The organism is Sphingomonas sp. UYP23, assembly GCF_054059235.1.
The window spans coordinates 57,543-83,688 of the sequence record NZ_JBSSBX010000001.1; the positions used below are offsets into that span (position 1 = coordinate 57,543).

At 63.7% G+C, this 26,146-nt stretch carries 33 protein-coding genes and 1 tRNA gene; 25 read left to right on the forward strand and 9 right to left on the reverse strand.

What is annotated here, in order from left to right; genetic code table 11:
- Position 1 precedes the first annotated feature (1 nt).
- The 20 genes from ACVWYO_RS00355 to ACVWYO_RS00450 all read left to right on the forward strand — a co-directional run bounded on the left by ACVWYO_RS00355 (position 2) and on the right by ACVWYO_RS00450 (position 16,087).
- Positions 2–1,327 carry a DNA circularization protein gene (locus ACVWYO_RS00355; protein ID WP_457348165.1) on the forward strand — a complete coding sequence of 442 codons (1,326 nt, stop codon included), beginning with the start codon at positions 2–4 and terminating at the stop codon, positions 1,325–1,327.
- Positions 1,324–2,385 carry a phage baseplate assembly protein gene (locus ACVWYO_RS00360; protein ID WP_457348167.1) on the forward strand — a complete coding sequence of 354 codons (1,062 nt, stop codon included), beginning with the start codon at positions 1,324–1,326 and terminating at the stop codon, positions 2,383–2,385. Before ACVWYO_RS00355 ends, ACVWYO_RS00360 begins: the two co-directional genes overlap by 4 nt.
- Positions 2,382–2,960, forward strand: coding sequence for a phage baseplate assembly protein domain-containing protein (locus tag ACVWYO_RS00365; protein WP_457348169.1), 579 nt, complete (start codon positions 2,382–2,384; stop codon positions 2,958–2,960). The genes ACVWYO_RS00360 and ACVWYO_RS00365 overlap by 4 nt, the downstream gene beginning before the upstream one ends.
- Before the next feature lie 4 nt (positions 2,961–2,964).
- A complete protein-coding gene (locus tag ACVWYO_RS00370; protein ID WP_457348171.1) occupies positions 2,965–3,501 on the forward strand; it encodes a phage GP46 family protein in 537 nt (178 codons plus the stop codon).
- Positions 3,501–4,670 (forward strand): baseplate J/gp47 family protein, encoded by a 1,170-nt coding sequence (locus ACVWYO_RS00375; RefSeq protein ID WP_457348173.1) that lies wholly within the window; start codon positions 3,501–3,503, stop codon positions 4,668–4,670. Before ACVWYO_RS00370 ends, ACVWYO_RS00375 begins: the two co-directional genes overlap by 1 nt.
- On the forward strand, positions 4,670–5,272 hold the full coding sequence (locus ACVWYO_RS00380; RefSeq protein ID WP_457348175.1) for a YmfQ family protein: 603 nt from the start codon (positions 4,670–4,672) through the stop codon (positions 5,270–5,272). The genes ACVWYO_RS00375 and ACVWYO_RS00380 overlap by 1 nt, the downstream gene beginning before the upstream one ends.
- A 13-nt stretch (positions 5,273–5,285) precedes the next feature.
- Entirely contained in the window at positions 5,286–5,843 is a 558-nt protein-coding gene (locus ACVWYO_RS00385) for a gp53-like domain-containing protein (RefSeq protein WP_457348177.1), read from the forward strand.
- A 148-nt stretch (positions 5,844–5,991) separates the two neighbouring features.
- Positions 5,992–6,459 (forward strand): hypothetical protein, encoded by a 468-nt coding sequence (locus ACVWYO_RS00390; RefSeq protein WP_457348179.1) that lies wholly within the window; start codon positions 5,992–5,994, stop codon positions 6,457–6,459.
- Between the two features lie 16 nt (positions 6,460–6,475).
- Entirely contained in the window at positions 6,476–8,845 is a 2,370-nt protein-coding gene (locus ACVWYO_RS00395; RefSeq protein ID WP_457348180.1) for a hypothetical protein, read from the forward strand.
- A gap of 37 nt (positions 8,846–8,882) precedes the next feature.
- Positions 8,883–9,422, forward strand: a complete 540-nt coding sequence (locus ACVWYO_RS00400; RefSeq protein WP_457348181.1) for a hypothetical protein — start codon at positions 8,883–8,885, stop codon at positions 9,420–9,422.
- A 17-nt stretch (positions 9,423–9,439) separates the two neighbouring features.
- Positions 9,440–9,796 (forward strand): hypothetical protein, encoded by a 357-nt coding sequence (locus ACVWYO_RS00405; RefSeq protein WP_457348183.1) that lies wholly within the window; start codon positions 9,440–9,442, stop codon positions 9,794–9,796.
- A complete protein-coding gene (locus tag ACVWYO_RS00410) occupies positions 9,793–10,293 on the forward strand; it encodes a hypothetical protein (protein WP_457348184.1) in 501 nt (166 codons plus the stop codon). The genes ACVWYO_RS00405 and ACVWYO_RS00410 overlap by 4 nt, the downstream gene beginning before the upstream one ends.
- A 19-nt stretch (positions 10,294–10,312) precedes the next feature.
- Positions 10,313–10,849: a lysozyme gene (locus ACVWYO_RS00415; protein ID WP_457348185.1), complete on the forward strand. Its 537-nt coding sequence runs from the start codon at positions 10,313–10,315 to the stop codon at positions 10,847–10,849.
- On the forward strand, positions 10,846–11,160 hold the full coding sequence (locus ACVWYO_RS00420) for a hypothetical protein (RefSeq protein WP_457348186.1): 315 nt from the start codon (positions 10,846–10,848) through the stop codon (positions 11,158–11,160). The genes ACVWYO_RS00415 and ACVWYO_RS00420 overlap by 4 nt, the downstream gene beginning before the upstream one ends.
- Before the next feature lie 23 nt (positions 11,161–11,183).
- Positions 11,184–11,609, forward strand: a complete 426-nt coding sequence (locus ACVWYO_RS00425) for a hypothetical protein (RefSeq protein ID WP_457348188.1) — start codon at positions 11,184–11,186, stop codon at positions 11,607–11,609.
- Positions 11,609–11,935 (forward strand): hypothetical protein, encoded by a 327-nt coding sequence (locus ACVWYO_RS00430; RefSeq protein WP_457348189.1) that lies wholly within the window; start codon positions 11,609–11,611, stop codon positions 11,933–11,935. Before ACVWYO_RS00425 ends, ACVWYO_RS00430 begins: the two co-directional genes overlap by 1 nt.
- A gap of 43 nt (positions 11,936–11,978) precedes the next feature.
- Complete coding sequence (locus ACVWYO_RS00435) at positions 11,979–13,568, forward strand: hypothetical protein (RefSeq protein WP_457348191.1); 1,590 nt, start codon at positions 11,979–11,981, stop codon at positions 13,566–13,568.
- Complete coding sequence (locus ACVWYO_RS00440; protein WP_457348193.1) at positions 13,568–15,118, forward strand: hypothetical protein; 1,551 nt, start codon at positions 13,568–13,570, stop codon at positions 15,116–15,118. The genes ACVWYO_RS00435 and ACVWYO_RS00440 overlap by 1 nt, the downstream gene beginning before the upstream one ends.
- 14 nt (positions 15,119–15,132) lie before the next feature.
- A complete protein-coding gene (locus tag ACVWYO_RS00445) occupies positions 15,133–15,669 on the forward strand; it encodes a hypothetical protein (RefSeq protein ID WP_457348194.1) in 537 nt (178 codons plus the stop codon).
- Positions 15,670–15,790: 121 nt separating this feature from the next.
- Positions 15,791–16,087 (forward strand): hypothetical protein, encoded by a 297-nt coding sequence (locus ACVWYO_RS00450; RefSeq protein WP_457348196.1) that lies wholly within the window; start codon positions 15,791–15,793, stop codon positions 16,085–16,087.
- On the opposite strand, the gene ACVWYO_RS00455 is transcribed toward ACVWYO_RS00450, so the two are convergent.
- A complete protein-coding gene (locus tag ACVWYO_RS00455; protein WP_457348197.1) occupies positions 16,084–16,239 on the reverse strand; it encodes a hypothetical protein in 156 nt (51 codons plus the stop codon). The two genes, ACVWYO_RS00450 and ACVWYO_RS00455, sit on opposite strands and share 4 nt — an antisense overlap.
- A gap of 50 nt (positions 16,240–16,289) precedes the next feature.
- On the opposite strand from ACVWYO_RS00455, the gene ACVWYO_RS00460 reads away from it, so the two are divergent.
- The 3 genes from ACVWYO_RS00460 (at position 16,290) to ACVWYO_RS00470 (ending at position 18,164) form a co-directional block, all read left to right on the forward strand.
- A complete protein-coding gene (locus tag ACVWYO_RS00460) occupies positions 16,290–16,451 on the forward strand; it encodes a hypothetical protein (protein WP_457348199.1) in 162 nt (53 codons plus the stop codon).
- A gap of 572 nt (positions 16,452–17,023) precedes the next feature.
- On the forward strand, positions 17,024–17,350 hold the full coding sequence (locus tag ACVWYO_RS00465; RefSeq protein WP_457348201.1) for a hypothetical protein: 327 nt from the start codon (positions 17,024–17,026) through the stop codon (positions 17,348–17,350).
- 4 nt (positions 17,351–17,354) lie between these two features.
- On the forward strand, positions 17,355–18,164 hold the full coding sequence (locus ACVWYO_RS00470) for an Arm DNA-binding domain-containing protein (RefSeq protein ID WP_457348203.1): 810 nt from the start codon (positions 17,355–17,357) through the stop codon (positions 18,162–18,164).
- A 228-nt stretch (positions 18,165–18,392) separates the two neighbouring features.
- Here ACVWYO_RS00470 and ACVWYO_RS00475 read toward each other — a convergent pair whose 3' ends face one another.
- Positions 18,393–18,707, reverse strand: coding sequence for a hypothetical protein (locus ACVWYO_RS00475; RefSeq protein WP_457348205.1), 315 nt, complete (start codon positions 18,705–18,707; stop codon positions 18,393–18,395).
- A 38-nt stretch (positions 18,708–18,745) separates the two neighbouring features.
- Here ACVWYO_RS00475 and ACVWYO_RS00480 point away from each other — a divergent pair, with 38 nt between their 5' ends.
- On the forward strand, positions 18,746–19,951 hold the full coding sequence (locus ACVWYO_RS00480) for a tyrosine-type recombinase/integrase (RefSeq protein WP_457348206.1): 1,206 nt from the start codon (positions 18,746–18,748) through the stop codon (positions 19,949–19,951).
- Here the strand turns inward: ACVWYO_RS00480 and ACVWYO_RS00485 are convergent.
- From ACVWYO_RS00485 to ACVWYO_RS00510, 6 genes are all read right to left on the reverse strand, one after another.
- Positions 19,922–20,317: a hypothetical protein gene (locus ACVWYO_RS00485; protein ID WP_457348208.1), complete on the reverse strand. Its 396-nt coding sequence runs from the start codon at positions 20,315–20,317 to the stop codon at positions 19,922–19,924. The genes ACVWYO_RS00480 and ACVWYO_RS00485 overlap by 30 nt on opposite strands.
- 305 nt (positions 20,318–20,622) lie before the next feature.
- Positions 20,623–21,312, reverse strand: coding sequence for a hypothetical protein (locus tag ACVWYO_RS00490; RefSeq protein WP_457348210.1), 690 nt, complete (start codon positions 21,310–21,312; stop codon positions 20,623–20,625).
- Positions 21,313–21,325: 13 nt separating this feature from the next.
- Positions 21,326–22,618 (reverse strand): tyrosine-type recombinase/integrase, encoded by a 1,293-nt coding sequence (locus ACVWYO_RS00495; protein ID WP_457348212.1) that lies wholly within the window; start codon positions 22,616–22,618, stop codon positions 21,326–21,328.
- A gap of 146 nt (positions 22,619–22,764) precedes the next feature.
- Positions 22,765–22,839, reverse strand: a tRNA-Asn gene (locus tag ACVWYO_RS00500).
- 62 nt (positions 22,840–22,901) lie between these two features.
- Positions 22,902–23,429: a DUF2141 domain-containing protein gene (locus ACVWYO_RS00505; RefSeq protein WP_457348213.1), complete on the reverse strand. Its 528-nt coding sequence runs from the start codon at positions 23,427–23,429 to the stop codon at positions 22,902–22,904.
- A gap of 32 nt (positions 23,430–23,461) precedes the next feature.
- Positions 23,462–24,052 carry a hypothetical protein gene (locus ACVWYO_RS00510; RefSeq protein ID WP_457348214.1) on the reverse strand — a complete coding sequence of 197 codons (591 nt, stop codon included), beginning with the start codon at positions 24,050–24,052 and terminating at the stop codon, positions 23,462–23,464.
- Positions 24,053–24,347: 295 nt separating this feature from the next.
- On the opposite strand from ACVWYO_RS00510, the gene ACVWYO_RS00515 reads away from it, so the two are divergent.
- Entirely contained in the window at positions 24,348–24,977 is a 630-nt protein-coding gene (locus tag ACVWYO_RS00515) for a CC0125/CC1285 family lipoprotein (RefSeq protein ID WP_457348216.1), read from the forward strand.
- Positions 24,978–25,100: 123 nt separating this feature from the next.
- Here ACVWYO_RS00515 and ACVWYO_RS00520 read toward each other — a convergent pair whose 3' ends face one another.
- Entirely contained in the window at positions 25,101–26,132 is a 1,032-nt protein-coding gene (locus tag ACVWYO_RS00520; protein ID WP_457348217.1) for a TonB-dependent receptor domain-containing protein, read from the reverse strand.
- Between the last annotated feature and the right edge of the window lie 14 nt (positions 26,133–26,146).

Here is a 26,146-nt window from a genome sequence, read left to right on the forward strand (position 1 = left end):
GATGGTCGACCTCCCGAACAATGGCTTGCTCCCGGCGACCTTTCGCGGTGTCCCGTTCGTCGTAACGAACGACAGCGTCAGCGTCGGGCGACGCCAGGCGGTGCACCAGTACCCCGGCCGCGACGAGCCTTGGGCGGAAGACATGGGCCGCACAGCCCGGCGCTTCCGTCTTCGCGGGTTCATCGCGACTGGCTCGATCCGCACTGTCGGCGGGCCAATCCAGTTGCAACGCCTGCTACTCCTCGCCGCGCTTGAAAAGGAGGGGTCGGGCACTCTCACGCATCCAACCCTCGGCATCCTGAATATCTCAGTGCTGAACTCCGAGATCGAGCAGGACCTCGGTGCTGGCCGAATGTCAAATATCTCCCTCGAGTTCGTCGAGAGCGGCAAGCGCAGCTTCCCGTCGCTTCTGGTATCGGGCTCCAAGCTGCTGTCGAAGCTGGCGGGGATCGTCACGATCGCGATGGACCTCGTTGCGGTAGCGAGCATCGTGTCGAAGGCGATCGGCGGCAAAGCAGCGGCTGCGTCAACCAGCAAGACATATGCAGCCTCCGTTGTCATCGCAGGTGCGGATGCCACGTCGCTCGTCCATCTCGCCGCGCAACTGCCCGGTGACTTCGGCCGGTTCTCAGCTGGTGCCAATGCTGGGCTGCAAGATAGCGCGGCTAGCCCCTATGCCGCCGATACCTCGATCCCAGCGTTGATATCGGCGGCGTCCCAGCAGCGCGTCAGTATCGAAGCAGCCGCCAACCAGGTCAGCGCTGCAGCGGGAAACCTAAATGCCGATGCTGATTTCTCGACGCTATCGGATGCCGTGATCTCGCTGATCGACGCACTGCTCTCGGCATGCTCGAATCCTGCCGATGCTGTTCGCCTGCTCATCGGCCTTATCCAAAACCCGCCGGGCGACGTCACCGCAGGCACAGTCGGCGGCGTCGCGTTGATCCGTGTGTTCCAGCGCTCGGCGTGCTTCGCGCTCGCTCGTGCTTGCGGTGCATATCAACCATCCAGCTACGATGACGCAGCTTCGCTACTGGCAAGGGTCGCAGACGTGATCGATGGTGTGGCGATCGTCGCGGCCGATGCCGGGGACGACGCCAGCTTCGAAGCCCTCAACGGCTTGCTGACTGCACTCACGGAGAATCTGCGCGCGCGCGGCGCCGAGCTCGCGCCGATGAAAGACTTCACCCTGGCCGAGCCGCTCCCCGACGTGGTGCTCGCGCAGCGGCTTTACCGCGACCCATCCCGCGCTGATCAGCTGCTGGGTGAGATCGATCCGATTCACCCGCTGTTCTGCCCAACCGATTTTCAGGCCCTCGCCGCATGACCGAGGACCTGACCCTATCGGCCAATGGTCGCGATATCGCCGGCTGGGAAAACATTGCCGTTACCCTGCGCGCCGAGGGTTTCCCCTCGTCGTTCGATATCTCGCTCTCGTCGCGCGACCCGAGCACGAAAACCGCGCTCGTCGTACGCCCCGGCGATCCCTGCACCGTCAAGCTAGGCAGCGAATTGGTCGCTACCGGCTATGTCGATCGCGCGGGCAACGGGGGCAGCGCCGAAACGCACACGCTGAACGTCTCGGGGCGTGGCAAGACCCAGGACCTAGTTGATTGCTCCGCCGAGTGGCCGGGCGGCCAGATTTCAAACTGCAACGCGCTCGATATCGCGAAGAAGCTGGCGGCCCCATATGGGATCGAGGTCAAGCTCGCGAACGGCGCAGAGGCGGGCCCGATCGTCCCACAGTTCGCAGTGACATACGGCGAGACCGCCGCCGAGATCATCCAGCGTGTTGCGCGTAACGCCGGGCTGCTCGCCTATGAGGACGCGTCCGGCTCGCTGCTTCTGACCGCGGTCGGCACGAAGCAGGCCGAAAGCGGCGTCGCATATGGCACCAACGTCGAGGAATGGGGTGTCCTGCTCTCGAGCGACCAGCGCTACAGCGAGATCGTCTGCATGATGCTGACGCAAGAGACACTCAACGATATCGATGGTGTCACGAAGCCGTTCTTCACCGCACCGGACCCGAACGTGCTGCGGCACCGGCGCTTGTACATGACGCTGGAACAGGCGGCCGACCCGGTGCCGTTCACGATTCAGAAGGCCAAGTGGGAAGCGGCGCGTCGCGCGGGCCGCTCAACGATCGCGACCGCGACTATCGACAGCTGGCGCGATTCGAAGGGAAAGCTCTTCATGCCGAACACGCTGATCCCGGTGAGTCTGCCGGGCCTGCCCGACAAGACGCCATTGATCATTTCCCAGGTGACGTTCCGGCGCGGTGGAGATGGGACGCATGCCGATATCGTCGCCATGCCGAAGGACGCATTTGTGCCCGAGCCGATCAACCTTCAGCCAGTCAACCTCGCGGATATCAGCGCATCGTGAAGCAGCTCCTGCTCAATATGCTGCGAGTCGCCCGCATCAAGCTGGTCGACGATAGCGGCCCGGTTCAACGCTTGCAGATCGATGAGGGCGATTTCCCCGACGGGCGTCGAGTGCTCGACAAGATCGCACACCTCAAGCACTTCGGGTTCGCTAGCTCGCCGCCAGCCGAAAGCGACGTGATGCTGACTGCGCTTGGTGGCGATCGCTCGCAGACGATCGCGATCGGCACCAACCACCAGAAGTCGCGGCCACTTGGCCTCGGTATGGGGGATTCGATGCTGTACCGCGCGCGCGCCGATGGCGCTTTGGGCGCCTCTGTCTCGATCAAGGACGGTGTGATCGAGATCGATGCCGATGGCGGCGCAGTCATGGTTCGGAACGCGACCACGGTGACTGTGGTCGCGAGCGAAAAGGTCCGCGTCGAGGCGCCAACGTTGGAATGCACGGGCGATATCGTCAGCCGCGCGGACGGTGCGCGCGTCAGTCTCAACACGCTGCGCGACAAATACGACGCCCACAAGCATCCCGTGACCGCGCTCGGAAGCCCGACCGGCACCAGCGATAGTCCGGCCTGATCGTATGGCCGACATTGCAACAATCTGGAGCCCCTCACTGGGGATCGGTGACTGGTATCTGCAGCTTGCCGAAGATGGCACAATTACGGACGATAACGGCCTCCCCCTGATCGACGGTGCGGGCCTCAGTCTGCACGACGGCCTGTTCAGCGGCGTCAACGATCTTGAGGCAGGCGATGACCTTTTTACGGCGGTCCTGATCAGCCTGTTCACCGACGCCCAGGCCGATATCGACGACGTCATTTCGGACGGCAGCAACGACCCGCGCGGCTGGTGGGGCGATCTTGGTGAAGACGTCCGGATCGGCAGCAAGATCTGGCTGCTTTCCCGGTCAAAGCAGACCGAAGAGGTTCGGGTTAAAGCCGAAACCTATCTCGCGGCAGCGCTTCAATGGCTGGTCGATGACCAGGTTGCCGCTTCGATCTCGGTTACCGCAACCTGGGAGCGCCCCAGTTTCCTAGGCGCGGTCATCAACATCACCAGAAACAGCGGGACGGTTCAGGCTGTGCGCGCTGACTGGGCATGGAAGGACGCGCGCTGATGCCCTTTTCGCGGCCTCCCCTCACCCAGCTTATCGACCAGGTGCTCGGCGACATCACCGTAGGGCTGAAGAGTTCTACCGGGTTGCTTCGCTTCTCCAACATGCGCGTGCTGGGCAAGGCGCTCGCGAAGGCCACCAGCGGCCTCTACGGCTATCTCGACTGGATCGCCAAGCAGGCGACGCCATTCACGGCGACCGGCGAGTTTCTGATCGCCTGGGGCGCGCTGAAAGGCCTTAGCATAAAGGCAGCCTCGTCGGCGGTAGGCACGATCAGCTTCTCCGGCACGAACGGCGCTACGATTCCGGCAGGGGCCGCTCTGACCCGGGCTGACGGCGTAGCCTTCATCACGAATGCTGCGGTCACGATCACGGCGGGTGCGGGCAACGTCGGTATCACGGCTGCCGTTGCTGGAAGTGCTGGGAACGCGGCCGCCGGCACAACGATGGCCCTCTCGCAAGCGATCTCCGGCGTGAACACGTCAGCCCCGACGTTGACTGGCACCTCGGGTGGGGCTGAGATCGAGGACATTGAGGCGTTTCGCACGCGCGTTCTGGCAAAGTACTCGTCTCCTCCTCAGGGTGGCGCGCAGCCGGACTATGTCGACTGGGCGACGTCAGTCAGTGCTGTCACGCGTGCGTGGGTACGTCGCAATGGCATGGGGCCCGGCACGGTCACCGTCTATTTCATGATGGACATCGCCGAGGCCGCGCATGGCGGGTTCCCGCAAGGCTCTGACGGCGTGGCTGCGCTCGAGACCCGCGATATCGCCGCAACCGGCGACCAACTGATCGTTGCCGATGCGCTCTATGCCGTTCAGCCCGTTACGGCTTTAGTTTATGCGGTCGCGCCTGGGCAGAATATCATCGGCCTGTCGATTTCGGGAATTGCGGGCGCTTCCACGGCGACGAAGGCCGCCGTGCGCGACGCGTTCGCAGCAGCGGTCAATCTGAACTCTAGCCCGGGTGGTGTTGTCTTGGCCGACGGCACCGCCGGCGGCATGACGCAGCTGTCAGTAATCGAGGCGGCGATCGCGGCTATCCCGGCAGCGGCCGGCTTCGTGATCACCACCGTGACGGCATCGAACGGCACAGTTACGCCAGGCGCGGCTGGAAATATCGCATCATCGCCCGGATACTTGGCGGTCGCCGGTTTGACGGTGTTCAGCTAATGGGCGCGCGCTTCTCGGCAGCGGACTATGCCGGAGCACTCACAAAACTGCTGCCGCGAGGAAGGGTTTGGCCCCGCGAAGCCGGTAGCACGCAGGCGCAGGTTGTCGCATGCTTTGCGCCGACGATGGAGCGTGTGGACGCTAGCGCCGTGCAGCTTCTCGCTGATGCGTTTCCGGGTACGACGATCAACCTGCTCGACGACTGGGAGGCTTCGTTGGGTCTGCCCGACCCTTGCCTCGGCAATAATCCAACGATGCTCCAGCGGCGGGCGCAAGTGGTGTCGCGCGTCTCCGATAGCGGCGGGCAGTCAGCCCAGCGCTTCATCGATCTTGCTGCCCAACTCGGATTCGTAATCGAGATCATCACGTTCGCGCCGTTCCGCACCGGCCGGTCGCGCGTCGGCGGACCGCTGAACAGCCCAGACTGGTCGTTCGCATGGCGGGTGAGGATAATTTCCGGCGAGACCGGGGCGTACAATGGCGCTTTCCGAGCCGGCCAGGGCCGGATGGGTGATCCTCTCGCTTCTACGGCGGCGGGTCTAAACACCCTCTTCTGCGAGCTGCGCAGGGTCGCGCCGGCACACACCATCCTTTTGCTCTGATCCGGAGATCCCGATGTACAGAATTGATGTGCCCTCGGCAGCGTCGACCCTCCCTATCCCGTCCGCTGCTGGAACTCCTGGATATTTCACGGATGGCGATGTGGTCTCCGGTCAGGAGGCGACGGTCCTGCCAGCCGATTTTATGAACATGCTCCAAGAAGAGTTTATGGCCGTCGTGATCGCGGCCGGGATTAATCCTTCAAAAGTAAATAATAGCCAAATTCTCGGTGCCCTGAGGGTGCTATTCTCAGCATCGTCGTCGTTCAGCAGCCTCCTGGCACCACGCGGTTATCAGCAGTTTCCCGGACCCGGTGCCGGCCAGCCCGGGTTGATCCTCCAGTGGGACCGCAACACCGCCTTCGCTGCGCAATCCCTCACCACGGTCACCTTCCCGATCGCGTTTCCCAATGCTGGTCTTGGCATGTTGACGTCGCTCGGCACCGCGCTTCCGTTGACCTCGAATGATGTCGGGTGTGGCGGCCAGATCTTGAGCTCCACGCAGGGCCAGATCGCCGTTCCGTCCAAAGCCGCAACCACGATCGGCGTCCAGTGGTGGGCGTTCGGGTGGTAGCCGATGCAGATCCCAGTGCAGCAGTCACCGTCTAGCCAAGGGGGGCATCATGCCAACGATCCCATCATATAGCACCCCCGACCGCCCTCTTCAGGCCGAGGATGTTCTGCTCGGCGATGTCGACGGAACTGTCAAAGTCCCGGTTCGCATGATCAGCGATGCGGTCCTCCTGACGATCACCCCATCGCTGCCGGGACTTGTCGGGTCGCTCCTGCCCGCCGCGTTGCTCGCAGCCGGCGTGCTTTTGAGTTCGGCGTTGCAGTCAGACGCCCAGGCGACCGAAGCGCTTCAGGCGGGCGCGTTCGTCAATATTTTCAGCAGCGGCGGATCGCTTCGTGTTCGCAACGCGATTGCGACAGATCCTTCGAAATCGGCCAACGGCTTCGTGCTCGCGCCATTTGCTTCCGGACAGGTCGCCGTCGTCAGCATGCTCGGTATCAATTCCGCCATCACGGTGGATGCAAGCGCGATCGCTGGGGTCTGGCTGAGTGAAACCGTCCCTGGCGGCTTCACGACGACCCAGCCAACGACCCCTGGCCATATCGTTCAATCGCTCGGCCAAGCGATGCCCGGCCTTGGCATCTTCTTCGGCATCAACCCCGCCTATGTGCAATAAACGCAAGGAAGCCGCCATGAAGCGTCTCGCCCGTCTCATCACATATGCGCCTGCTTTGGCTTTCTGGGCCATCACGCCCGCACTAGCCTCTGACCGCAGGCCGCTAACGATGGTCGGAGCTCAGCCGGGGCAGCTGCAGGCAGGCGACAAGGTCGTCGTCAATCCTTCGACCACAGCGGCGGCATCCATCAACCTCCCGCACGGCGTCGCGCCGACCGCGCCGGTGGACGGCGATTGCTGGACAACGATCTTTGGCATGTCGTGCCGCGTCAACGGCGTCACGATTGGCCCCTACGGGGGTACGGCAAATGCCAACACCTGGACCGGCAACGCGGATTTCCCGATCGCGTCGCCGAGCTTGGCGGCTGGTTCGTATCACATGTACCATTCGATGCTCATGGGCGGGATCGATCCGGCTGCGCTCTATGCCGCTGAACAGGGCGGGTTCGCATCGACGGATGCGCTGACCGTCGGGGTGAAAGCAGTCGGGGGCACAGTCCACCAGATCAATGCCATCGCGGCCTATGTAGACTCCTATCGCGGCACCAGAATTACGCCGGGCGGCGAAGTTGCCGTCTATGGTCATGCCAAGTGCCACGTCACCGGCTGCAACGTCTGGCCGATCAATACGCTGGGCGTCGACACGGCGGGGCAGACCGGGCAGGTTCTGACCAACGAATTCGATTTCAACATCAATGCGGCGGATACGACGGTCAACGGCATGGCCGTCACGCTGACTTCGTACATCGCGAACACGGCCGGCAAGAACGCCGTTACGGTCGGCGCAACCGGCCCTTCGAAGTGGGATAGCGCCTATATCACGAGCGATGGCGCCGCGAGCTATGCCCTTTATGCCGGCGCTAACGCGCTGACCAATAACTCCGGGTCGCAGACGATCGGCCTGAAAATGCGCAATAGCGCGGGCGTCCCTGGCGAGGCAGATATCCAGGCAGCTGCGAACGGCGACCTGCTGCTCAACCCTGGTGTGGCGAACGGTAACATCTCGCTGCGCAACAAGAGCGGGCCGGAATATGCCAGCTTCGCGTCAGGCGGGTCGATGCTGACCAACAGCTTGATCGTGAAGAACGCCGGCGGGACGTGGCTGCACCAGTTCGACGCCGGAACCACCGCTGCGAATGGGCTGATCTTTGCAGCGAATATCGCGGGCTTTGGTCCATCGATTTCCCCAATGGGCACCGATTCCAATATCGTGCTCAACCTTGCCGGCAAGGGCAACGGGCCCGTTGTGCTCGGCAGCACCTTGAACCTGACCGCCGCGAACTCGATGCGCGCGAGCTTCAACATTCCAGCGGGCGCGTCCCCGGCTGCGTCGGTCAATGGCGATGTCTGGGCGACATCCGCTGGCATTTTCACCAACCGGGCGGGCGTGGCGATCGGTCCCTTCGCGGGCACGGCGAATGCGAACACCTGGACGGCGCAACAATTCTTCGGTTCCGGCACGGCGTCGACCAACTGGCTGAAGACGTATGCCTATGGCGATAACGGCGCCGCTGTGGTCGGCCTCAACACGGGGTCTGGTGCCGGCGTTACGGGCGCCGCACGAACCTCGACGGCGGCACCTGGCGCGATTGGGCTTGGCGGCGTTTTCTTCGGCCTCGCCGATGGGACAAGCACCACGGCCAATAATGATGCCTGGGGCTCGTACCATGAATGCCGGGCTTACCCGAGTTCGACCGGGTTCTGCGAGGGCGCCGAGATCGATGCGACCAACTTCCGTGCGACGACGGCAGAGACGTTCCCCTACACGCCGTTCCAAGCCGGATCGGTCGGCGGGCTGCGCATTGCCAGCGGCGGCAACTGTGCTGCCTCCACGGGGCTGTGCTACAATCCCGCGACGGGTGCTTACGACCTTGAGGCGCGAGACTCCGACCATGCGCTCCTGGTCACGACCAATTCCAAGCGCTTCAAATATGCATTCGGGATCGGTTGCGGCGCGGTCGGCACGACGGATTGCGCCGGCAATGGTTCGGGCGATGCTTTCCGCCTCTATGGTGGCTTGAACTTCCGATGGTTCGCGCCGGGCAACACCTCGCTTTTCGCCCTTGGCGTAGCCCCAAGCACCTCCCTCGTCGGCGCGATGACCTGGTCGAACTCCGGTCTCGGCTTGCAGAACGCGGCGGGGGCGAACCTGCTGCAGTTCTACCCCGGCGCGACCGATGTGAACGGCATCACGATGCGTTCCGGCGCAGCCGGATCGTCGCCGACAATTGCGGCGCAGGGCACCGATACGAATGTCGGGCTTAACCTCGGGACCAAAGGTGCCGGCACGCTGACGGTCAACGGCGTAAGCGCTGTCTCCTGCGCCGCGGGGTCCGTCACTCTTGCCTCGCTGGTCGTAACCAACGGCCTCGTCACGCACTGCTGACCCCACACATTCCCGATCGGAACCTCAGGAGATCGATATGAAATTTTCCCCTGTCACCGGATGCTTTTATCCGGCAGATATCGCTTACCCCGAAGGCAAGATCCCGTCGGATGCGATCGAGACTACGCGCGAGCAGTTCCTGGCGTATTGCAACGCGCCAGCGGGATCGACGATCAGCGTCATCGACGGCACAATCGCAATCGCGCCGCCGGCGCCGCCGACGCTCGACGCGATCAAGGCCGCCAAGATCGCAGCGCTCACCGGAATCTATAACGACGCCGTCGCCAGCGACGTGACGCTCGAGACCGCCGACGGCGCGACCGCGAAGTTCTCGCGCGACGCCAAGGCCAAAGCGATGGTTGATCTCGCAGTCGAGCAAGGGGCCTTTGCTTGGACCGCAAACGTCTGGATCGACGCATCGAACGCCCCGGTGATGCCGTTCAGCTTCGGCGACATCCAGGCGCTGCAGGCCGCGCTCGCTGCGCCGACGTCGCCCAGTCTCGCAGATTTGATGGCGAAGGTCGCCGCGGTGCATGCAGCGGAGGATAGCGCCGCCGTCGATGACGCCACCTTCTGACACAGCGGGGTAGTGGCATGACCGACGCTCACCATCTCAATAACATCCTTCGGCTGCTTGTGCTGGTCGGCTGGTCATTCGTCGTCATGTGGACACCTGGCGCCAGCCGCGCGCTGTTCGGCGGCAAGCTAATCAAGGCCGGGCTGATGCTGACCGGCGTCGCAATCATCAGCTTTCAGCTGAACGTGATCTCGGGGTCGATCTCCCAGAGCATCGATTACTGGACTTCGATCAACCTCGCTGCCGTTGCAGTGGCGGCAGCGATCTTCATCGCCGTGCTGCTGCCTCGCGCGCCGCACCCCAACAATGGGGCGGTATCCCTAGCCTCTCTGGCGATCATCGCCGCATGCATCGTCGGAGGGAGCCTTGCGTGATCGACCCGAATCTTGCCGACGCACTCCGTTTTTGGAGCGTCATTGCCGTCGGCTCGCTGATCGGTCTGCTTGGCGCCTATTTCCGAGAACAGCACGAGGGCCGCTCGCCTGATCGGAAATGGGTCGACCAGCGGCTTGGGATCATGCCGTTCCTCATGTCGGCAGCATCAGCCGTCTCGGATTTGTTCAAGCTCTCCACGCAGATTGCCCTGTTCGTGTCGGCTTTGTTCTCGATGCTGGCGTACGACCTGGTACGCGTGATCGCGCTGCGAACGCTCAAGAAGGTCGCTGGCGAGGGTGAAGTCGATGGCATCAAGCTCCCGAGCGATGCCACGGTTGAAGTTCCGGCCAGCACCGGGAAGCCCGAGGTGCTGACAGTTCACGCAACGCCGCCGCCGCCCGTGCGCGCCGAACTGCGCAAGGCATTCCCAGCCAAGCCCGAGCACGATCGCGAGATCGACAGGCTGATCGACGAGCTCGGCGACACAGACGTCTAAATCACGATTGGAGCATGTTATGACGCAACCGCCTGATTGGGCGATCGCTGGCGCGCGCGCGTCGAAGAAGCCTGCCATTGGCGCACTCGCAGCATGCGTCAGTGTGGCATGCGCCGCGCTCTTGAGCCCGTTCGTATCTACCTGGGAGAGCGGCGGACAGCAGCACCTGACGCCGTATCGCGACATCGGTGGCGTGTGGACGCAGTGCGATGGCGAGACCCTTGGGGTGACTGCGACGTCGCCGACTGAAACGCCGGCAGGCTGTGCGGTCAAGCTGGATAAGCGCCTCGCGGGGTTCGCGCAGGCAGTCGCGATCCGGTCCCCTGCCCTGCGCGGCCACGACAACCAGTGGGCTGCGGTCACCAGCCTCACCTACAATATCGGGACGCAGGCATACGCCGGATCGACCGTCGCGAAGCGCCTCGACGCGCGCCAGTGGGCCGCCGCCTGCGACGCCATCCTGATGTGGGACAAGGTCGGCGGCAAGCGTGTCGCAGGGCTCGCCAACCGTCGCCGCGCCGAGCGCGCCCTTTGCATGAAGGATCTGCCGAAATGACCGAACAGAACACCTCGCCGCCGATCGTCGCCGAGCGCAGCCCCGCGCGCGACCAGGTTGAATCTGCAGTGCGCTCCGTGCTGCTCGTGATCAGCGTCGTCACGGCCATCGCTGGATTCGTGTCGAAGCACGATCTGACAGGCTTCGTCGTTTTCATGCAATCGAGCGACTTCCTCGCCGCACTCGCCGCACTCACGGGCGCTGCCACATTTGTGTGGGGCCAATGGAAGGCGCGTCATCGCTCGAAACAGCTCGCAGCGATCGCCGCAGATCCGCGCGTCCCCGACGCGGTCGCCACCATCAAATCGTGAGTTCAACCCAGAAGGAGAATACCATGTCGAAGCTCTTCATCGGCTTCCTGTCGGCCGCGCAGATGACCGCCCTGCACGCCGCGGGCCACACCCTCGAAACCGGGCCCGTCTCGGCCGGCCAGCACGCGGTTGCCATCATCAAGGCCAACCCGATCGGCGCGCTGATCTCGGCCGACATCGCCACGCTGCAGGATTCGACGCTGAGCGGCGCCGAAAAGGCGGCGAAGGTCGTCGCAAGCGCGGGTTCGCTGATCGAGACCCTCGTCACCGGTGGCACGGTCACCTTGGTCGCCTCGGTCGAAGATACCGCGCGCGAGGTTGTCCAAAGCCTTTATAATGACGGCTTGGGCGCGGTGGTTGCCGCTTTGTCCGCGCCGGGCGTCACGACGACGACGCTCATCTCGAACGGAGTGGTGGTCGGCACCGAAACTAACGCCGTCGCTGCCTAATGTCGGTTCGCAAGGGGAAGGCCTGGTCGGTCTTCCCCACGCAACAGCGCGACAGCACGCGCGCGGTGACACAGGTGATCGTGCGCCCGACCGACCCTGACACGCTGCGCTACACCAACGACCTGATCGCGCAGTCCGCGGCGATCGTCCCAGCATTCGCGCCCGACCCCGAGGTGGCGTTCTATCTTCCCGCTGATGGTCCACAGCCCGCACCCGACACCGGTCTCGAATGGGATGGCGGGCACGTCTGGTGGATGCAGAACGGCGCGCCGTGCCGGGTTCGCAAGATCGGCACCGATTTCTGGCCCGACGCGCCGCTCTGCTGAGCGACTGACCAAAAAACTAACTCTTCCCTCGAGGAATCCACGCATGAAGAAATTGCTTCTGGTCGTCGCGCTGGCAACCACCTGCCTTACGGCGCGCACCGTCAGCGCTCAGAGCACTGTGGTTTTGCCGCAGGTGAAGAATGCAGGTGGCGCCAACGTTCCATCTCAGGCTTCGGTCATCACCGGCTCCGATGGGCTTGAGAAGGGAACGCCAACCAACCCAATCTTCGTAACGGGTGGCGGCGGAGGAGGTGGTGGCGGCGGTGATGCCAGCGCATATTATCAGCAGCAGCAGATTACGCAGGAGACGCTGTACAACACCCGCCTTGGCGATATCACGGCGCCGGCGGCGGGCACGGTCAATGCTCGGCTCGGGCAGGTCGTCACGGCGCTGGGTTCGCCGTTCCAGGTAGGCGGATCGATCGGCAACACCTTCTTCGGTGCGCGCCTGCAGGATGCGACCGGCGCGGCATTCGGTACTGCTGGCAACCCGATCTACATCTCGGGAGGCGGTGGCGGCGGTGGCTCGACCGTCACTGCACCGGCGGGCGCGAGCAGCACGACCGCCGTCCCGGTCCAGAGCGTCACCGGCGGCGCGCTCGCGCTCGACGCGACGGCCAACGCGCTGTTCAAGGCCGGGCAGTCGATCGGCAACACCGCGTTCGGCATCAGCGGCACGTTGCCAGCGTTCGCCGCCGCGCCGACCGTCAATCTGGGAACGCTCGGCACCAAGACGTCCGCGAACAGCCTTTCGATCGTCATCGCGAGCGATGGCCCGGGGAGCTCGGCGGGAACGCCCCTCTATACGACGGCAACCGGCGGAAGCTCAGGCACCGTTGCACAGAGCTCGGCGACTTCCGGCCAGGCGGGCATGCTCGGTCAAGGTGCGGTCACGAGCGCGGCGCCGTCCTATACGACGGGCAATACGAACCCGTTCAGCCTGACGACCGCAGGAGCGCTGCGCGTTGACGGGTCCGGCACGACACAGCCGGTCAGCGGCACCGTCTCGATCAGCAATCTGCCCACGACGCAGGCGGTATCCAACGCCGGCACTTTCGCCGTGCAGGCATCGCAAGCGACCGCCGCGAACCTAAATGCAACGGTCGTCGGCACCGGGACCTTTGCGGCCCAGGTGACGTCTTCGGCGCTGCCGACCGGCGGCGCGACGAGCGCGCTGCAGACGACGGGCAACACTTCGCTCGGCACGATCGCCGGTGTGGTAGCGACGAGCGGCGCGACAGCACCCACGACGGCGCAGCAGATCAGCGGTGTCACGCCGAGCGGCACGGTCAAGCCGCTCGCGACTGGCGCGCTGGGTGGGCTTCTGCCGGGCCAGGGCGTGCCAACCTCGACCCGCACGACGCTGACCGCCAGCACGATCACCACGATCGATACCGCGCGCACCGGGCGCCTTGCGCTGACCGTCACCGTGGAAGCCGCGCTGACGGCCAACCTATTCCTCTGCGCTGGCGGCCAGTCCACGACCTGCAGCGCGACGGTCTATGACGGGCTGGTACCCTCCGGCGCGACCGCGGGCTCGGTCTATACCTTCGTCTTCGCGCCCAACACCGCGATCTACGCCTTCTCGACCGGCACGCCGATCGTCAACACGACCAGCTGGATCGGCCAGTGATGCTGCGCCGCCTCTTTCTCTGGCTCGCGCTATTCAGCGCATTCGCGTCAACCGGCGACGCACAGGTCTATCGTGTCGGGCGGGCGCCCGGCATGGGGCCGACGCTGCAACAGTTTGCTGCGGCATTGCCCGCGGTTGCGCGCAACTTCGTATCCAGCGTTTCGATCCCCGGACACCGGCAGTCGCCCCTCTCCAGCGATATCACGCAGAACAGCTGGACCGGTCATACCAACTATTCGGGCAAGAGCATATGCTCCTTTGAAATCGGCTGGATCGGTTCGGGGATCAACGGATCCAATGAATACGACCTGCCGAACAGCTTCACCGCCCAAGCTGTGGTCGAATATCCGATCGGCTCGGGCACGACCTATCTCGCGACGAGCAACGGCACGGACGGCGTAACGGTCAACCCCGGCGCGATCGCGACCGAGAAGGTCACCGTTGCGGGTTGTATCCCGAACGGCGCGGCCTTCCGGGTCAAAGCCTATTACGTTGCGCCATCGGGCGGGAAGCTGCCGACCAGCTTGCAGTTCTTCGGTTCCGCGGCCCCGGTGCCGATGAACACCGAGAGCGGCGCGGCTGTCACCGACAAGCGTTATACGACCGGCACGCCTTTCGACGGCACGTACTCCTACGGCCTGACGCCCGCGTTCATCCGCTCGACCGAAGCCAGCGGCATAAAGTCGTTCGGCCTGTTCGGCATGTCGCTGGTCGCCGGCCAAAACGACGATCAGCAGTACACCGCGCAGGATGGCTATTCGGGCGGGTACGCGCGGGGCATGGCGGGCTATCCGCTCGTCCAAGGCGCCTACCCGGGTACGCGCGTCGGCCTACAGGCGGGCAACTTCTCGCGGCGTGCCGCGCTGATCGCTGCCGCCGGCCTCACGCATGTCGTCGAGACCTACGACATCAACGACATCGTGCAGACGGCGGACTCGGCCGCGACCATCATCGCGAATGAGGATAGCGTCACTGCGCAGATCGCGGCGGCGGGCGCGAAGCCTATTGCCGCAACGATCTCGCCCTACGTGAACACGACGACCGACTATTTCCTGACCGTCGGTTCGACCCCGTCGTCCTCGGACTGGTCCGGCGCGGGTAACCGCCGCGGGCTCGTCAATGCCGCAATCCGCGCGAAGCATGGCTCGATCGCCGACTATATTGAGATCAATACACAGATCGAGGTCGCGCAAGATGATGGGCGGTTCGCCGACTATAGCTACAACCGCACGAACGGGCCGACGCCGCCCGCCGCAACGGTGGGTACCGGCTCGAGCACGACCGTGGTCGTTGGTAACTATTCGGGCGGGTCTGATGCGATCGTGTTTACCAGCGGTGCGCTCAACGGCACCTATGCACGCGTCTCGTCATACAGCGGCAGCAACATCACGCTGCAGACTGCCCTGCCCAGTGCGCCGGCATCTGGGGACACGTTCCGCGCGCTCCGCGGATACTATGACAAGACTTCCGGCGATGGCCTGCACTGGTCGCGGACTTATCACGCGATGGTCGCTGGAACGGTTGCGCTCAAGATGCCGCTGCTGAACTGACGGGAGGCCAACCGATGATCCGCATCCTGACTGCCGCTCTTGCCTTGTGCGCCCATGCTACCGCTCACGCGCAGGGGCTCTATATCCCCCCGAACGTCGTCGCCACCAATGCAGCGATCGCGGCGGCACAGGCCAAGGCAGACGCGGCGACCGCCGCGATTCCGCCGGTCTGCTCAAGCGCGCCGGCTGCCGACACGGTCGGCGGCACCGCGGGCGTTGGTCCACCCTGCACGCCGAAGGCGGACGCGGCCCGGTCGACACAGGTCATGCCCTCGCAGGCGACAACGGCCGCCGACGGCACGTTCTCGGGGTCGTGGCCGGGCACATTCCCCGCCGCACCGACCACCGCGTTCGCCAGCGCGAAAACGACGGCCGACCCGTACACCTGTCAGGTCGGCACATTCACCACGACGACCTATAGCGGGAAGTGCTGGAAGCAGACGCAGACGCTCACCCTGCCCGCGACTGCTACGGCGCTGCTCGCGCTACAGCTGACCACGGCGGCAGTTGCGCCGGCGGGGATCACGGTGATGGTGGTCGGCCGGCAATAGCGTGACCGATCCGAAATCAGATAGGCGCTCGGGGCTTCGTGCCTTGGGCGCCTTTTTCTGCGTTCCGAGTGTTCGTAGTTTGTTCTAGCCGAATCGCGCCCGCCTGTGCTTCACCGCGCGGATGGGCACGAAGGTACCGAAGCAGATCAGCGACTATCCCTCGTTCGGGCTGGACTTCGGCATCAGCTGCCAGGCGTGTGGGCGGATCGCGGTCTATAGGCCGGTCGACGTCGATGCGTTCTTCTCCGTGCGGTCGATCAGCACCAAGCTGCCGGTCGCGGTAGATGTGTTCACCTGCAAGTGCGGGTCGCGGGATGTGAAGCCAGTTGGAGTTGCGGTCGCGCGCCGCCCATCACCTCAAGACAGCTATGGGCGCATGCTGCACCCGATGTATATTCTGCGTCCGCCTAAGCCTTAGATGTCGAGCCCGCGCCGTTCGATCTCGCGGACGATAGCCTCGACGTCGGGGTTGCCCGGCTCCCCGTCCGTCTTCTGATACTCCGCAAGAAGCTCGGCGTCAGACACCTCTACGGGGTCGTCGTTTAATTCGGGCGGGTCGGGTTGGTTCATGGCGCGATCTTGCGCGGCTGGTGCGATTTGAGCAAGATCAGATGAGGGTGGTGTCGTACACGATCTCGGGCGGCACCACGCCGGCGCTTAATCATCTGATCAAGGTGAGCTGCCAGACAAGCAGCGGTGAGCTGATCGAGGTCATGATCACCGTCCCTGTTTCCAGCGGGCTTCGACCTTTTGAACGAGTGGCGCTGACGTTTAGTGTCTGAACCGCGTTTCCCGCGTTCAGCGATGATCATTGGACCTCTCGACGCATCACGGCGGTCATGACATAAACCGTCCGCTGCTCTGAGCTTAGCCGTTAGGAGTGGCCCGCGCGCGCGCGGTTAGGTCGCAGGCTCCGGTTCGCCGGGTGGCCTGCAGAATAGAAGACCCTTCGGGGAAACATGCAGGGCGCAGTTCCCTGTGATCCTGCGCGGCTAACCACCCGGTCCGGACCGGGACTGGCCGCGCAGGATCCCTTCACTCAGCTTGGTGAGCCGCGAAGCGCTGCTCCAAGACTTCGCGGACGAAGTTCGAACGTGAGCGGTCACCGCGCTCGCCGTCGATTTGATCGAGAACGGCCTGCGGCACTCGCACGCTAATGGCGGGATCGCGACCTGTCGCCGGCCTGCCTCTTTTTCGGTTTACCGTAATTGACGTCGTCATAATTACGGTTTACCCAAATCGCAACCCGGCGCAAGGCGCCAACCTCACGCCGGGTCTAACTCGAACCTCGGAGACACCCGTGGCCCAAGCTGACTCCGCGCGTAGCATACGCGCCACCCCGCCGCACGTCTGGTTGATCGACCGCGAGACCCGCCAGAAGGTCGACTGGTCGCGCTTTGTCATTCTCGATCTGGCCGAACGCTTTCGTGATCTCTCGCCCGACGAACTCGGCGGGGCGCTCGATCGCGCTGCCGACTATCTTTGCGCGGTGACGCGTGGGCTTCCGACCGGCACGCGAGAGAAGGAATGGACATTTGAGGCGTTCATTATCCTCCACCTCCTGCGCCGTTTTCACCGCCTCGCCTATCGCCAAATTGTGGAGGTGAAGCTTTTCGAGGCCGCGACGCTCCTCGCCACGGGTACAGAGTATTGCTTAGGGCTAATTCCACGGGGATACTGATGTCGTGATCACTGCCGGAAGCCGATACAATCGACTTGTCGCAATCGCGCCGGCGGTGATCGGCCGTGGTGTTCGCTGGCGCTTTCAATGCGATTGCGGGACAATCTGGGTCGGCTCATCAAACCGTGTAGCTTCTGGCGCGGTGACGAGCTGCGGCTGCAGACGCACCGCCGGTATCGGTGTGGCGGTTCCGACGCATGGTGATACCGGTACACGCCTTCACAGAATTTGGAAGGGGATGCGGCGGCGGTGCGAGACGCCAACCAGCTCGGGTTACGATCAATACGGGGCACGCGGCATTTTTGTTTGCGACGCCTGGAAAGAATACGTGGCTTTTGCGGCCTGGTCTCAAGCCAACGGATATCTGCCGACGCGGCAGATCGACCGCATTGACTCGTCCGGTCCATATAATCCCGAGAATTGTCGCTGGGTGGCAGCGAAGATCAACGCGTCCCGAAACAAACTCGGATCTGACGGCGCGTACCTGAAGCACCTCACTGGCATGTTGACCGAGCAGGTCGTCAAGGAAGCGACCGTTCGAACAAGCAGCTATAGGCTGCCTGACGGGGCTGGGCTGTACCTTTGGGTCAGCCGGGCTGGCGCCAAGGTGTGGCGGTATCGCTATCGCTTCAAAGACAGCGAGAAGCTGCTCGTCATCGGAAAGACATCTGAAATTACGTTGTCCGAAGCTCGCGAGTTGCACGCCATCGCGCGGAAAGCGCTCTTGGAGGGCAGTGATCCGGCGCAAATCAAACAAGCGTCCGCTTCTCGGCGGAGACGCGCTTCTAACGGCTGGCCCGCCAAGGGCGGGTAAGTACCCGCACCTGTGCGGGAACTTTCACGTTATAACCGCGCAAATCTGTCAGAGGGGCGGAGGGTGCCTCCGCCACCTTTGTGCTAAGCGAAGGCTCCCTCGGGCATACACAAAACAGCTTGTGTGATGTTGATGATCATTAACAGCGCACGATGGCAGCGGTTGCCTGCCCCTAACAGCTGCACCGACTGCCATCATGAAGAATGGCGTTTCTTATTTGCGAGTGGATCACTCGCCGTAAGGGTGAAGCGTCGCCCCTTTATAAGAGTCCGGCGAAGCTGACAGATCATCATGCAGGTCGCCGAGATTTGGCGGAGTCGCAGCAGATGCTCGAACGACCGCCCCGATGATTGCGCCTGTTTGCAGATGATAGGTCAAGTTGTGCGACACCATTTCAACGGTGAGATTGTTAGCCGTCGCCTTCGTCACCCTTATCGCGTCGTTCAATCCCGAGACGATCACATCCACACGTAGGTTCTCATCGAGCGCATCCATCACTTTTTGGATCACGCGCCGACCAGCCGCGGTAGCTTCTTCATTCATAATCTTTCTCCGCGAAAATCAAACTCGAGGTGCATTATATGCTTACAAACGCAGCGGTGAAAGCCGCGCGGCCAAAGCCGTGCGCATATAAAATCGCGGATGGCCAAGGTCTGTATCTGCACGTCGCGCCCACCGGCACAAAGTCTTTCCGCTTGCGGTTCCGTGACCAGGCCGGCCGCGAGCAGACGCTCACTTTCGGGGCAGTCTCGCTTATCGACGCCCGGGCCCAGCGCGACGCGGCGCTCGAGCGCCGCGCGCGCGGCGAGGATCCGCGGCCACGCCTGGTCTGCGCGACAAGTTTCGAGGAAGCGGCGCGCGCATGGCACGCGCATCGTACAGATGGCTGGTCGACCGTGCATGCCGGCGACGTCATCGATGCGCTCGAGCGCAATGTCTTCCCGGCGATCGGCGCGGTCGCGCTCGACTCGATCACGCGCCCGGTCGTGTTGCAGCTGCTCGAGCGCGTCGAGGCGCGCGGCGCGATTGAGACCGCGCGCCGCCTGCGCCAGCGCATCGAGGCGGTGTTCGAATTTGCTCGAGCGAAAGGCTGGACGTCCATCGCTAATCCTGCCGACGTGCGCGAAGCGCTCGCGGCCGCGCCTGCCGGTGGGCGCCAGGCGGCACTGGTCGACGTCGCCGAGCTGCGCGAGCTCGTCAGCACGGTCGCCGCGCTTAACGCCGCGCCGCTCCTCCGGCTCGCGTCCTTCTTTCTCGCGCTGACCGCAGTGCGCCTGGCCGCGCTCCGGGGCATGCGGTGGTGCGAGGTCGAGGATCTAGACGGCCGCGCGCCGATGTGGCGAATTCCAGCCGAGCGCATGAAGCTCGGCGCCGCGCGCAAGCTCGATTCCGCGAACGATCATCTCGTACCGTTGTCGCCGCGCGCGGCTGGCGTGCTGCGCGCGGCGCGCGCGATCGCTGGCGGCGCGGCCGATCCAGCGGCGCTGGTATTCCCCGGCCGCGGCAAGGGCGCGCCAATCGGCGCCGGCGCGATCGGAGATCTGTATGTTCGCGCCGGCTTCGGCGGCCGACACGTGCCGCACGGCTGGCGCGCGAGCTTCTCGACCGTGATGAATGAGCATCGACCGGCCGATCGCGCCGATATCGACCGTACGCTTGGCCATGTCCCCAAGGGAATGACCAAGGTTGAGCGCGCATATAATCGGGCGGAGCACCTCGCTGCGCGACGCGCGCTCCTTGAAGATTGGGGTGAGCTGCTAGCCGGCCCAGGTCAGCTCGTCGCTTGATCTCATCGCCACTGATGCCGCATGGCTTAGAAGCGCAGGATCGATTGATATCGAAGTGCTATCGGTCGCCGTTAGAAAATCGCCGCGCCGCTGCATGAACATCGCTAAACGGTCAGCTCTCATTTCCAAAGACTCGACATCAAGTCCGTACTGCTCAGCGACCGCATCTACGATGGAACGGTCCTCACTATCACGAAGTTGATCATCCGCGATGAATTCGGACGCGATGTATTCCAGCATCGCATCGGCTAAAGCAGCGGCCGGCACGGGATCGAGCGGGAAGTCCACTAGCTGCGGCGTGCGGCTCAATCTGACGGTTTCAACGTTGCCGTCGTTCCGACGCCATTTTTTGCCGCGCGCACCCATCATAATCTCCCCAGTTGCGCGACGTCCGCCGCGATTGGACACCATCTAAGCGATCGCCGCCATCATCAAAATACCGGGTCCGCTATTTGCGATGCAGCGCGCTGCCCGATCAGCTCGGATAACGCCCGTGGCAAAGTGGCACAGAAAATGCTGGATGCCCCTCGGCAGCCCCCGATCGGCCAAAGCCGATCGGTCTACCGCGGCGTCTAGATGATGCCGCAGGTTTTCGAGGAGGTCTATCTGCCGGAAGGGACTTCAAATTAACGTGTCGCGCAGCGACTCCTTATAGAATTATACTCGCAGGGCTATTTCTGACCGCCCGGCGGATTTGCACTCTCTACACCTGTGCGGATGCGATGGAGCAGCTCACGCATCTCCGGATCCTGCACCTCGTCGGCCGTCTGCTCGAGCGTCATGCCTGCAAGGCGCTCATCCCGATCGCGCTTCATAGCCTCGTTCCGCATAGTGTCGGACGCTTTGCGTCTTATCCGCCGGATGAGCTTTTCGGCCTGCCCAGGCAGCGTCAAAATGAACGCGTTGGGGATCTGCTCGACGAATTGGTTTGGCCGCTCTGGATCGTCGACCCGCTGGGTGCGGCGGACCCAGTCGAGGAAGCCCGCCGCGCGCAGGCGCGCCAAAGCGTCTCCAACGGCGCTCCGGGCGATATGCGCTTTTTGGGCCAGCCACTTATACGATGGGTCCAAACGCCCATCTGCACGGCCGCGTAAACGCAGCAGCACGCGAAGTACCTTAAGGCCTATGTCGCCGAGCACACCATTCCGCTTGCCCGGGGCTTTGGTATCATGCTCGAGCTTCTCTGCAGCCGTCATTCGTGCATTATTTTCCGAACGGCAGAACATGTTGTGCTGCTTCCAAAGGCGTTGCTCGCGCACACCTGCATGCCGGCTGTCTCGCCGCACTGGCTGGAATGTTCGGGACGCGCGGGCGCCGCGCGTCAGGGCTGCCGCAAGCGCGCCGATCGGGCCCGCGCTCACCGTGCACCGCCTATCAGGCCGTGCGAATGCGCCGCTGCTGGCGAGGCGACGTGCCTCGGTCGTTCTCGAGAAGCGCCTCGGCCGGCGGCGCATTCTTCAAGAGCAGGTCCGCCCACTCCTGCGCGAGCTCGCGCCGGCGCGGCATGTACGCGTAGCGATTGTAGATCGGCTCTACGCCGCCCTGGATGTGCGCGAGCATCAGGTCGATGACCTCCCTGTCCCCCATCCGCGTTTCGATCGCTGCCAGCGCGTTCATCACCGTCGAGAATGTCGCGCGCCAACCATGCGGGACATGCCGCCCCGCATAACCAGCTTCCCGGTACAAAGCGCTGAGCGTCGAATCGCTGAGCGGCGCCTTCGCCTTTGAGATGCTGGGAAAGAGCAGTTCGCAATTGCCATGTGCAGCCATCGCGACCTTCACGACGTCGACCGCCTGACGCGACAGTGGGATAACGAACTCGAGCCTCACGTCGCGCTTCTGGGCGGCCGTGAGCTTCATTTTCTCCGCCGGTATGCGCCAGATCGGCTCGGGTCCGTCGAGCTGCTCGAATTCGGCAGGGGCCGCTAGCCGCACGACGCTCGGCCTGGCTGCCGTCAGCGCTAGCAGGCGCGATGCCAGCTTGGTTACCGAATAGGCCGATTGTGCCTCGATCTTGCTGACGAGCACCCGCGCGGCGGGGACCTCGAGCAATGCCGGCCGCTTGCCGTAGCTCACCTTCTCGAGCGCCTTGCGTACGCCGAGCGCCGGATCGGCTGTGGCGACCCCATCGGCGATCGCCGTCTGGAAGATGTCCGAAAGGTGCTGTCGCACCCGATGTGCCGTCTCCACTGCTCCCCGCGCCTGGATTGCCTTCAGTGCCCCCAGAATGAGGGGCACCGTGATCGACTTCACTGGCAAAGCGCCCAGCGTCGGGAACACGTCGTTCTCGAAGCGATCCAGCACCTGCTGCGCATAGCGCTTGCCCCAGTGCGCGGCCTGCTGCTTGTGCCAGCGGCGAGCGACGATCTCGAGCGTGTTCAGCGAATCGCCGTGGCGCTCGGCTTTCCGCTGCTTCTGGTACACGTCCGGATCGATCCCCTCGCGCAGCAGGCGACGCGCCTCGTCGCGCCGATCGCGCGCCTCCGCCAGTGACACCTCGGGATAGAGCCCGAACGTCAGGCGCTTTTCCTTCTCGCCAAAGCGATACTTCATGCGCCAGGATCGCGAACCGCTGGTCAGCACGTAAAGGTAAAGGCCGCGGTCGTCCGCCAGCTTGTAAGGCTTGTCGGCCTTCTTCGCCGATCGACAGCGCAGATCCGTCAGCACAGCGCGAAATCCAGGTGCCCCCACGGTGCCCCCATATTCCAGCGCTTGGGTGTTCTGCAGTGATCCGCCATGATCCAGTAAGTCCCTCGCTTTCCTTGCCGAAGCAAGGAGGAAGAGGCGTCCTGATCAGCGCTGATCCAACAAATTGGCTCCCCGAGTTGGATTCGAACCAACGACCAAGTGATTAACAGTCACCTACTCTACCGCTGAGCTATCGGGGAACACTGCAGTGGCGTGCCTATAGCAGCGGGTTTCGCAAACGCGCAAGAGCCGTATTGCGCTTTTATCGCAAGGGGCTGAATCCGCCGAGTCCGCGCAGATATTGCGTCTCGATCTCGAGTACCGACACGCCGCTGCCGACTTCGACGGTCGCGTTGGCAAGCGGCGGCCGCGCGCGGCCGATCCGCGTGTTACTGCGCAAGCCGACGCCGTCCTGCCAGAAATCGAACTTGTCCTGTGCACGTCGGGAATGGAGGAACAGCAGCGCATAGCGCCCCGGATGCGGCACGCGGATGCACATCGCGACCTGCCCCGCCACCGGCGCATCGACCGTCACGCGGCGGAACACCTTGCCCTCGGCGAGCAGATCGGTGTCGGAGCGCATGAAATCGGCCTCGGTCGCCGGATAGAGCTCGAGCTTGAGCTGACCGCGGCGATCCTTGAGGTGCTGCACATTGACCTGGATCGCCGGCCCCCTGCCCGATGTGCAGAGCGCCGCATCGGTGCCCATCACACCGCCCGCGTGGACAGCTGTCGGGAGTGCAAGGATCGCGCCACAGGCGGAAAGAGCGAGGCTCAGGATCGTCTTCATCGTCAGGTCCACAGCTTGGCCGATGGCGGCCGTCAGAAACGCAGGCCGACCACCACATTGGCGATCGGGTTCATCCCCCCGCGTGCGCGATTGCTCAGCCGGTCCATCGCGCGCGGCAGATTGGCATTGGCATTGCCGATCAGGCTGCCGACCTCGAAACCGACCAGCGCGTTCTTGTAGCTGCTGGTATAGCCAACCGTCGCGGCTGGCGTGTGCCGGTTGAAGCCGGTCCGCACCGCATTGCCGCTGCCGGGCAGCCGTGGATTGTAGAGCAGCCCCGCCGTGGCCTTTTCGGCATCCTTGAGAAAATTGGCGACCTGGAAGAAGCGCATCCCGGCGGACAACCGCAGGCCGCTGCCGCCGAGCGGATAATAATCGATCATCGAACTGGCGAAGCGATGCTGCATCGGACCAGCCGGATCGCCGATCGGGTTGATGCTGGCCGAGGTAGTGAGCAGATCGGTCCGCACGCGAAAATCGGGCGCAAGTCTCGTCTCGACCGGCAACAGCCGACCAACGACCGCGGGTGACGAGGGATCGACCGGATCGGCCGGCGCCGCGGTCGCTGCAACCGATATCGACGCCGCGGCCAGTCCCAACGCAACCCCAAGCACAATCCGCATGGCATATCCCCCGAGCCGACCGCACGGCGCCCCCGCCCTGCTCTCGTCCTTGCCTACATGACGGTGCCGGATGGATAGAACCGCCACGGACCTTCTCACCCTGCGACAAAACGGTTCGACCCATCGACGAAAGGATTCGACGGTCTTCATCGCCGCGTCAGATTGCGTTCATGTGCGATGCCCTATCGCACATGCGACCAGAAGATTGGCCGGAGCCTTGCGCCACCTCGATCGTTCTGCGCTTCATGGCCCGCATGGCACGGTTCGCCGCACTGGACCGCCTCTGGAGATCGAAATGCCGATAGCTTCCCCAACCTTCAAGAAATCCCTGGCGGTTGCGCTTGGCGCCGTCACCTTGCTGACGTCCGCCTGCGCCACCGAATCGACCTATCGGCCAGCGGTCGGCCGCGGGTTCGAACGCTCGGGCTATAGCGATCGCCAGATCGAGGCGAACCGCTTCATGGTCAGCTTCTCGGGCAACAGCTACACCGCGCGCGATACGGTCGAGAAATACCTGCTGTATCGCGCCGCCGAGTTGACGGTGCAAAATGGCGGCGATTACTTCGTCTTCGCCGATCGCGACGTGGACAAGAAGACGCACACCTATACTTCGCCGGGTATCGGCGGTTTTGGCGGCGGCTTCGGTGGCGGCTATGGTGGGTTCGGCTACGGTGGCGGCTTAGGCGGCGGCTATTGGGGTCCGAGCTGGCGCTATCGCGGCCGCGGCTTCGGCTGGCGCAATTGGGACCCGTATTTCGGCGACCCCTTCTTCGACCGCGGAATCGATGTCACCACGATCGACAAATACGAGGCCAATGCCGAGATCGTGATCGGCAAGGGTCCAAAGCCCGCCAACAACATCCGCGCATTCGACGCGCATGAAGTGATCGCGCATCTCGGGCCGAGCATCGTCACACCGAAGTGACCGTAATCCCGGCCGCGTCAGCGCGGCCGGGGCCGGATCCCGGACAGACAAAAGCCGCATCCGCGCGACGCGGATGCGGCTTTTTCTTCGTCCGCGCTCGAGGCGCGGACACGGTCGCATTGCCTAGAAGCGCAGTTGCACGCTCGCAACGAAACGACGCCCGAGCAGGTCGCTATAGCTTGCCGGAATCACGTAATCGCCAAACTTCTGGCCACGTCGATCGAGCAGGTTCGTCACCGAGAAGGTGAAGCGATAGGCCTTATCGACAAGGAAGTAGAACGATGGATTGATCGTGATCGACGAATCGAGCTTGTCGAACTCGCGCAGGTCCGGGCCACGTGCAGCGCGCGTGAACAAAATCTCGCCGGTATAATTGAACGACCAATTCGTCCCGAACCTGTCGCCACGATATCCGACGTTCAACTGCCCCGCGAAGGTCGGATCGGAGAGGTTTCCGCCAGTCAAAGTCCCGTCGGTGCGCACGGGCGCAACGCCGGTGTTATCGACCACGCGCTTGGCGGTGTAGAGCATGTTCCCGTCGATTTCGAACCGGCCCGGCAGATGCAGCCCGGTCAGTGCAGTCGAATAGCCGATGGTGCCCTGGATCCCCTGGAACAGGTTGCGTGCGCCGTTGACATACCCGGCAGAGACGCCGGGATTGGCGGGATCGTTCAACACCTGGCCACCAATGTCGTTGCCGCGCGCGTCCTTCGTACCCGCCGGATAGCGCTTGATGAACGAGCAATAGGCATTGCCGTTGGCCGGGTCAGCCGCGTTGAAGGACGCATTGTCGAAGCAGGCCGAAGCGATCTCATCGACCGAGAGCTGGACGATCGGATCCTTGATGTTGATCCGGACGTAGTCCGCGCTGATCGACAGGCCGCGGATCCAATGCGGCTGGAAGACGGCTCCGACGGTGAAGCTGTTTGCGACCTCGTTGCGCAGGTTGGGGTTGCCGCCAGACAGCGACGGCACCGTAGCGCCTTCGGCCTGGAGCGGCGTCGCGTTCGGGTAGACGGCGAGAAACGCCTTGCAGTTGGCCGTCCGGGTCGCGGGCGCCGCACCCTGCAACTGCGCCGCTGCGGTGCAGAGATCGGGAACCGCACTGAAGGCCGGCGAGATGGGAAGGAACAGTTCGGTAAGGCTTTGTTGCAAAACTGATGGCGGGG

Coding starts and splice junctions, on each gene's coding strand:
- ACVWYO_RS00360 (WP_457348167.1), top strand. CDS start 1,324: ATGACCGAGGACCTGACCCTATCGGCCAATGGTCGCGATATCGCCGGC.
- ACVWYO_RS00445 (WP_457348194.1), top strand. CDS start 15,133: ATGATCCGCATCCTGACTGCCGCTCTTGCCTTGTGCGCCCATGCTACC.
- ACVWYO_RS00395 (WP_457348180.1), top strand. CDS start 6,476: ATGAAGCGTCTCGCCCGTCTCATCACATATGCGCCTGCTTTGGCTTTC.
- ACVWYO_RS00435 (WP_457348191.1), top strand. CDS start 11,979: ATGAAGAAATTGCTTCTGGTCGTCGCGCTGGCAACCACCTGCCTTACG.
- ACVWYO_RS00385 (WP_457348177.1), top strand. CDS start 5,286: ATGTACAGAATTGATGTGCCCTCGGCAGCGTCGACCCTCCCTATCCCG.
- ACVWYO_RS00510 (WP_457348214.1), bottom strand. CDS start 24,052: ATGCGGATTGTGCTTGGGGTTGCGTTGGGACTGGCCGCGGCGTCGATA.
- ACVWYO_RS00485 (WP_457348208.1), bottom strand. CDS start 20,317: ATGGGTGCGCGCGGCAAAAAATGGCGTCGGAACGACGGCAACGTTGAA.
- ACVWYO_RS00370 (WP_457348171.1), top strand. CDS start 2,965: ATGGCCGACATTGCAACAATCTGGAGCCCCTCACTGGGGATCGGTGAC.
- ACVWYO_RS00400 (WP_457348181.1), top strand. CDS start 8,883: ATGAAATTTTCCCCTGTCACCGGATGCTTTTATCCGGCAGATATCGCT.
- ACVWYO_RS00450 (WP_457348196.1), top strand. CDS start 15,791: ATGGGCACGAAGGTACCGAAGCAGATCAGCGACTATCCCTCGTTCGGG.
- ACVWYO_RS00355 (WP_457348165.1), top strand. CDS start 2: ATGGTCGACCTCCCGAACAATGGCTTGCTCCCGGCGACCTTTCGCGGT.
- ACVWYO_RS00425 (WP_457348188.1), top strand. CDS start 11,184: ATGTCGAAGCTCTTCATCGGCTTCCTGTCGGCCGCGCAGATGACCGCC.
- ACVWYO_RS00505 (WP_457348213.1), bottom strand. CDS start 23,429: ATGAAGACGATCCTGAGCCTCGCTCTTTCCGCCTGTGGCGCGATCCTT.
- ACVWYO_RS00475 (WP_457348205.1), bottom strand. CDS start 18,707: ATGAATGAAGAAGCTACCGCGGCTGGTCGGCGCGTGATCCAAAAAGTG.
- ACVWYO_RS00415 (WP_457348185.1), top strand. CDS start 10,313: ATGACGCAACCGCCTGATTGGGCGATCGCTGGCGCGCGCGCGTCGAAG.
- ACVWYO_RS00480 (WP_457348206.1), top strand. CDS start 18,746: ATGCTTACAAACGCAGCGGTGAAAGCCGCGCGGCCAAAGCCGTGCGCA.
- ACVWYO_RS00380 (WP_457348175.1), top strand. CDS start 4,670: ATGGGCGCGCGCTTCTCGGCAGCGGACTATGCCGGAGCACTCACAAAA.
- ACVWYO_RS00405 (WP_457348183.1), top strand. CDS start 9,440: ATGACCGACGCTCACCATCTCAATAACATCCTTCGGCTGCTTGTGCTG.
- ACVWYO_RS00430 (WP_457348189.1), top strand. CDS start 11,609: ATGTCGGTTCGCAAGGGGAAGGCCTGGTCGGTCTTCCCCACGCAACAG.
- ACVWYO_RS00440 (WP_457348193.1), top strand. CDS start 13,568: ATGCTGCGCCGCCTCTTTCTCTGGCTCGCGCTATTCAGCGCATTCGCG.
- ACVWYO_RS00455 (WP_457348197.1), bottom strand. CDS start 16,239: ATGAACCAACCCGACCCGCCCGAATTAAACGACGACCCCGTAGAGGTG.
- ACVWYO_RS00515 (WP_457348216.1), top strand. CDS start 24,348: ATGCCGATAGCTTCCCCAACCTTCAAGAAATCCCTGGCGGTTGCGCTT.
- ACVWYO_RS00390 (WP_457348179.1), top strand. CDS start 5,992: ATGATCAGCGATGCGGTCCTCCTGACGATCACCCCATCGCTGCCGGGA.
- ACVWYO_RS00375 (WP_457348173.1), top strand. CDS start 3,501: ATGCCCTTTTCGCGGCCTCCCCTCACCCAGCTTATCGACCAGGTGCTC.
- ACVWYO_RS00420 (WP_457348186.1), top strand. CDS start 10,846: ATGACCGAACAGAACACCTCGCCGCCGATCGTCGCCGAGCGCAGCCCC.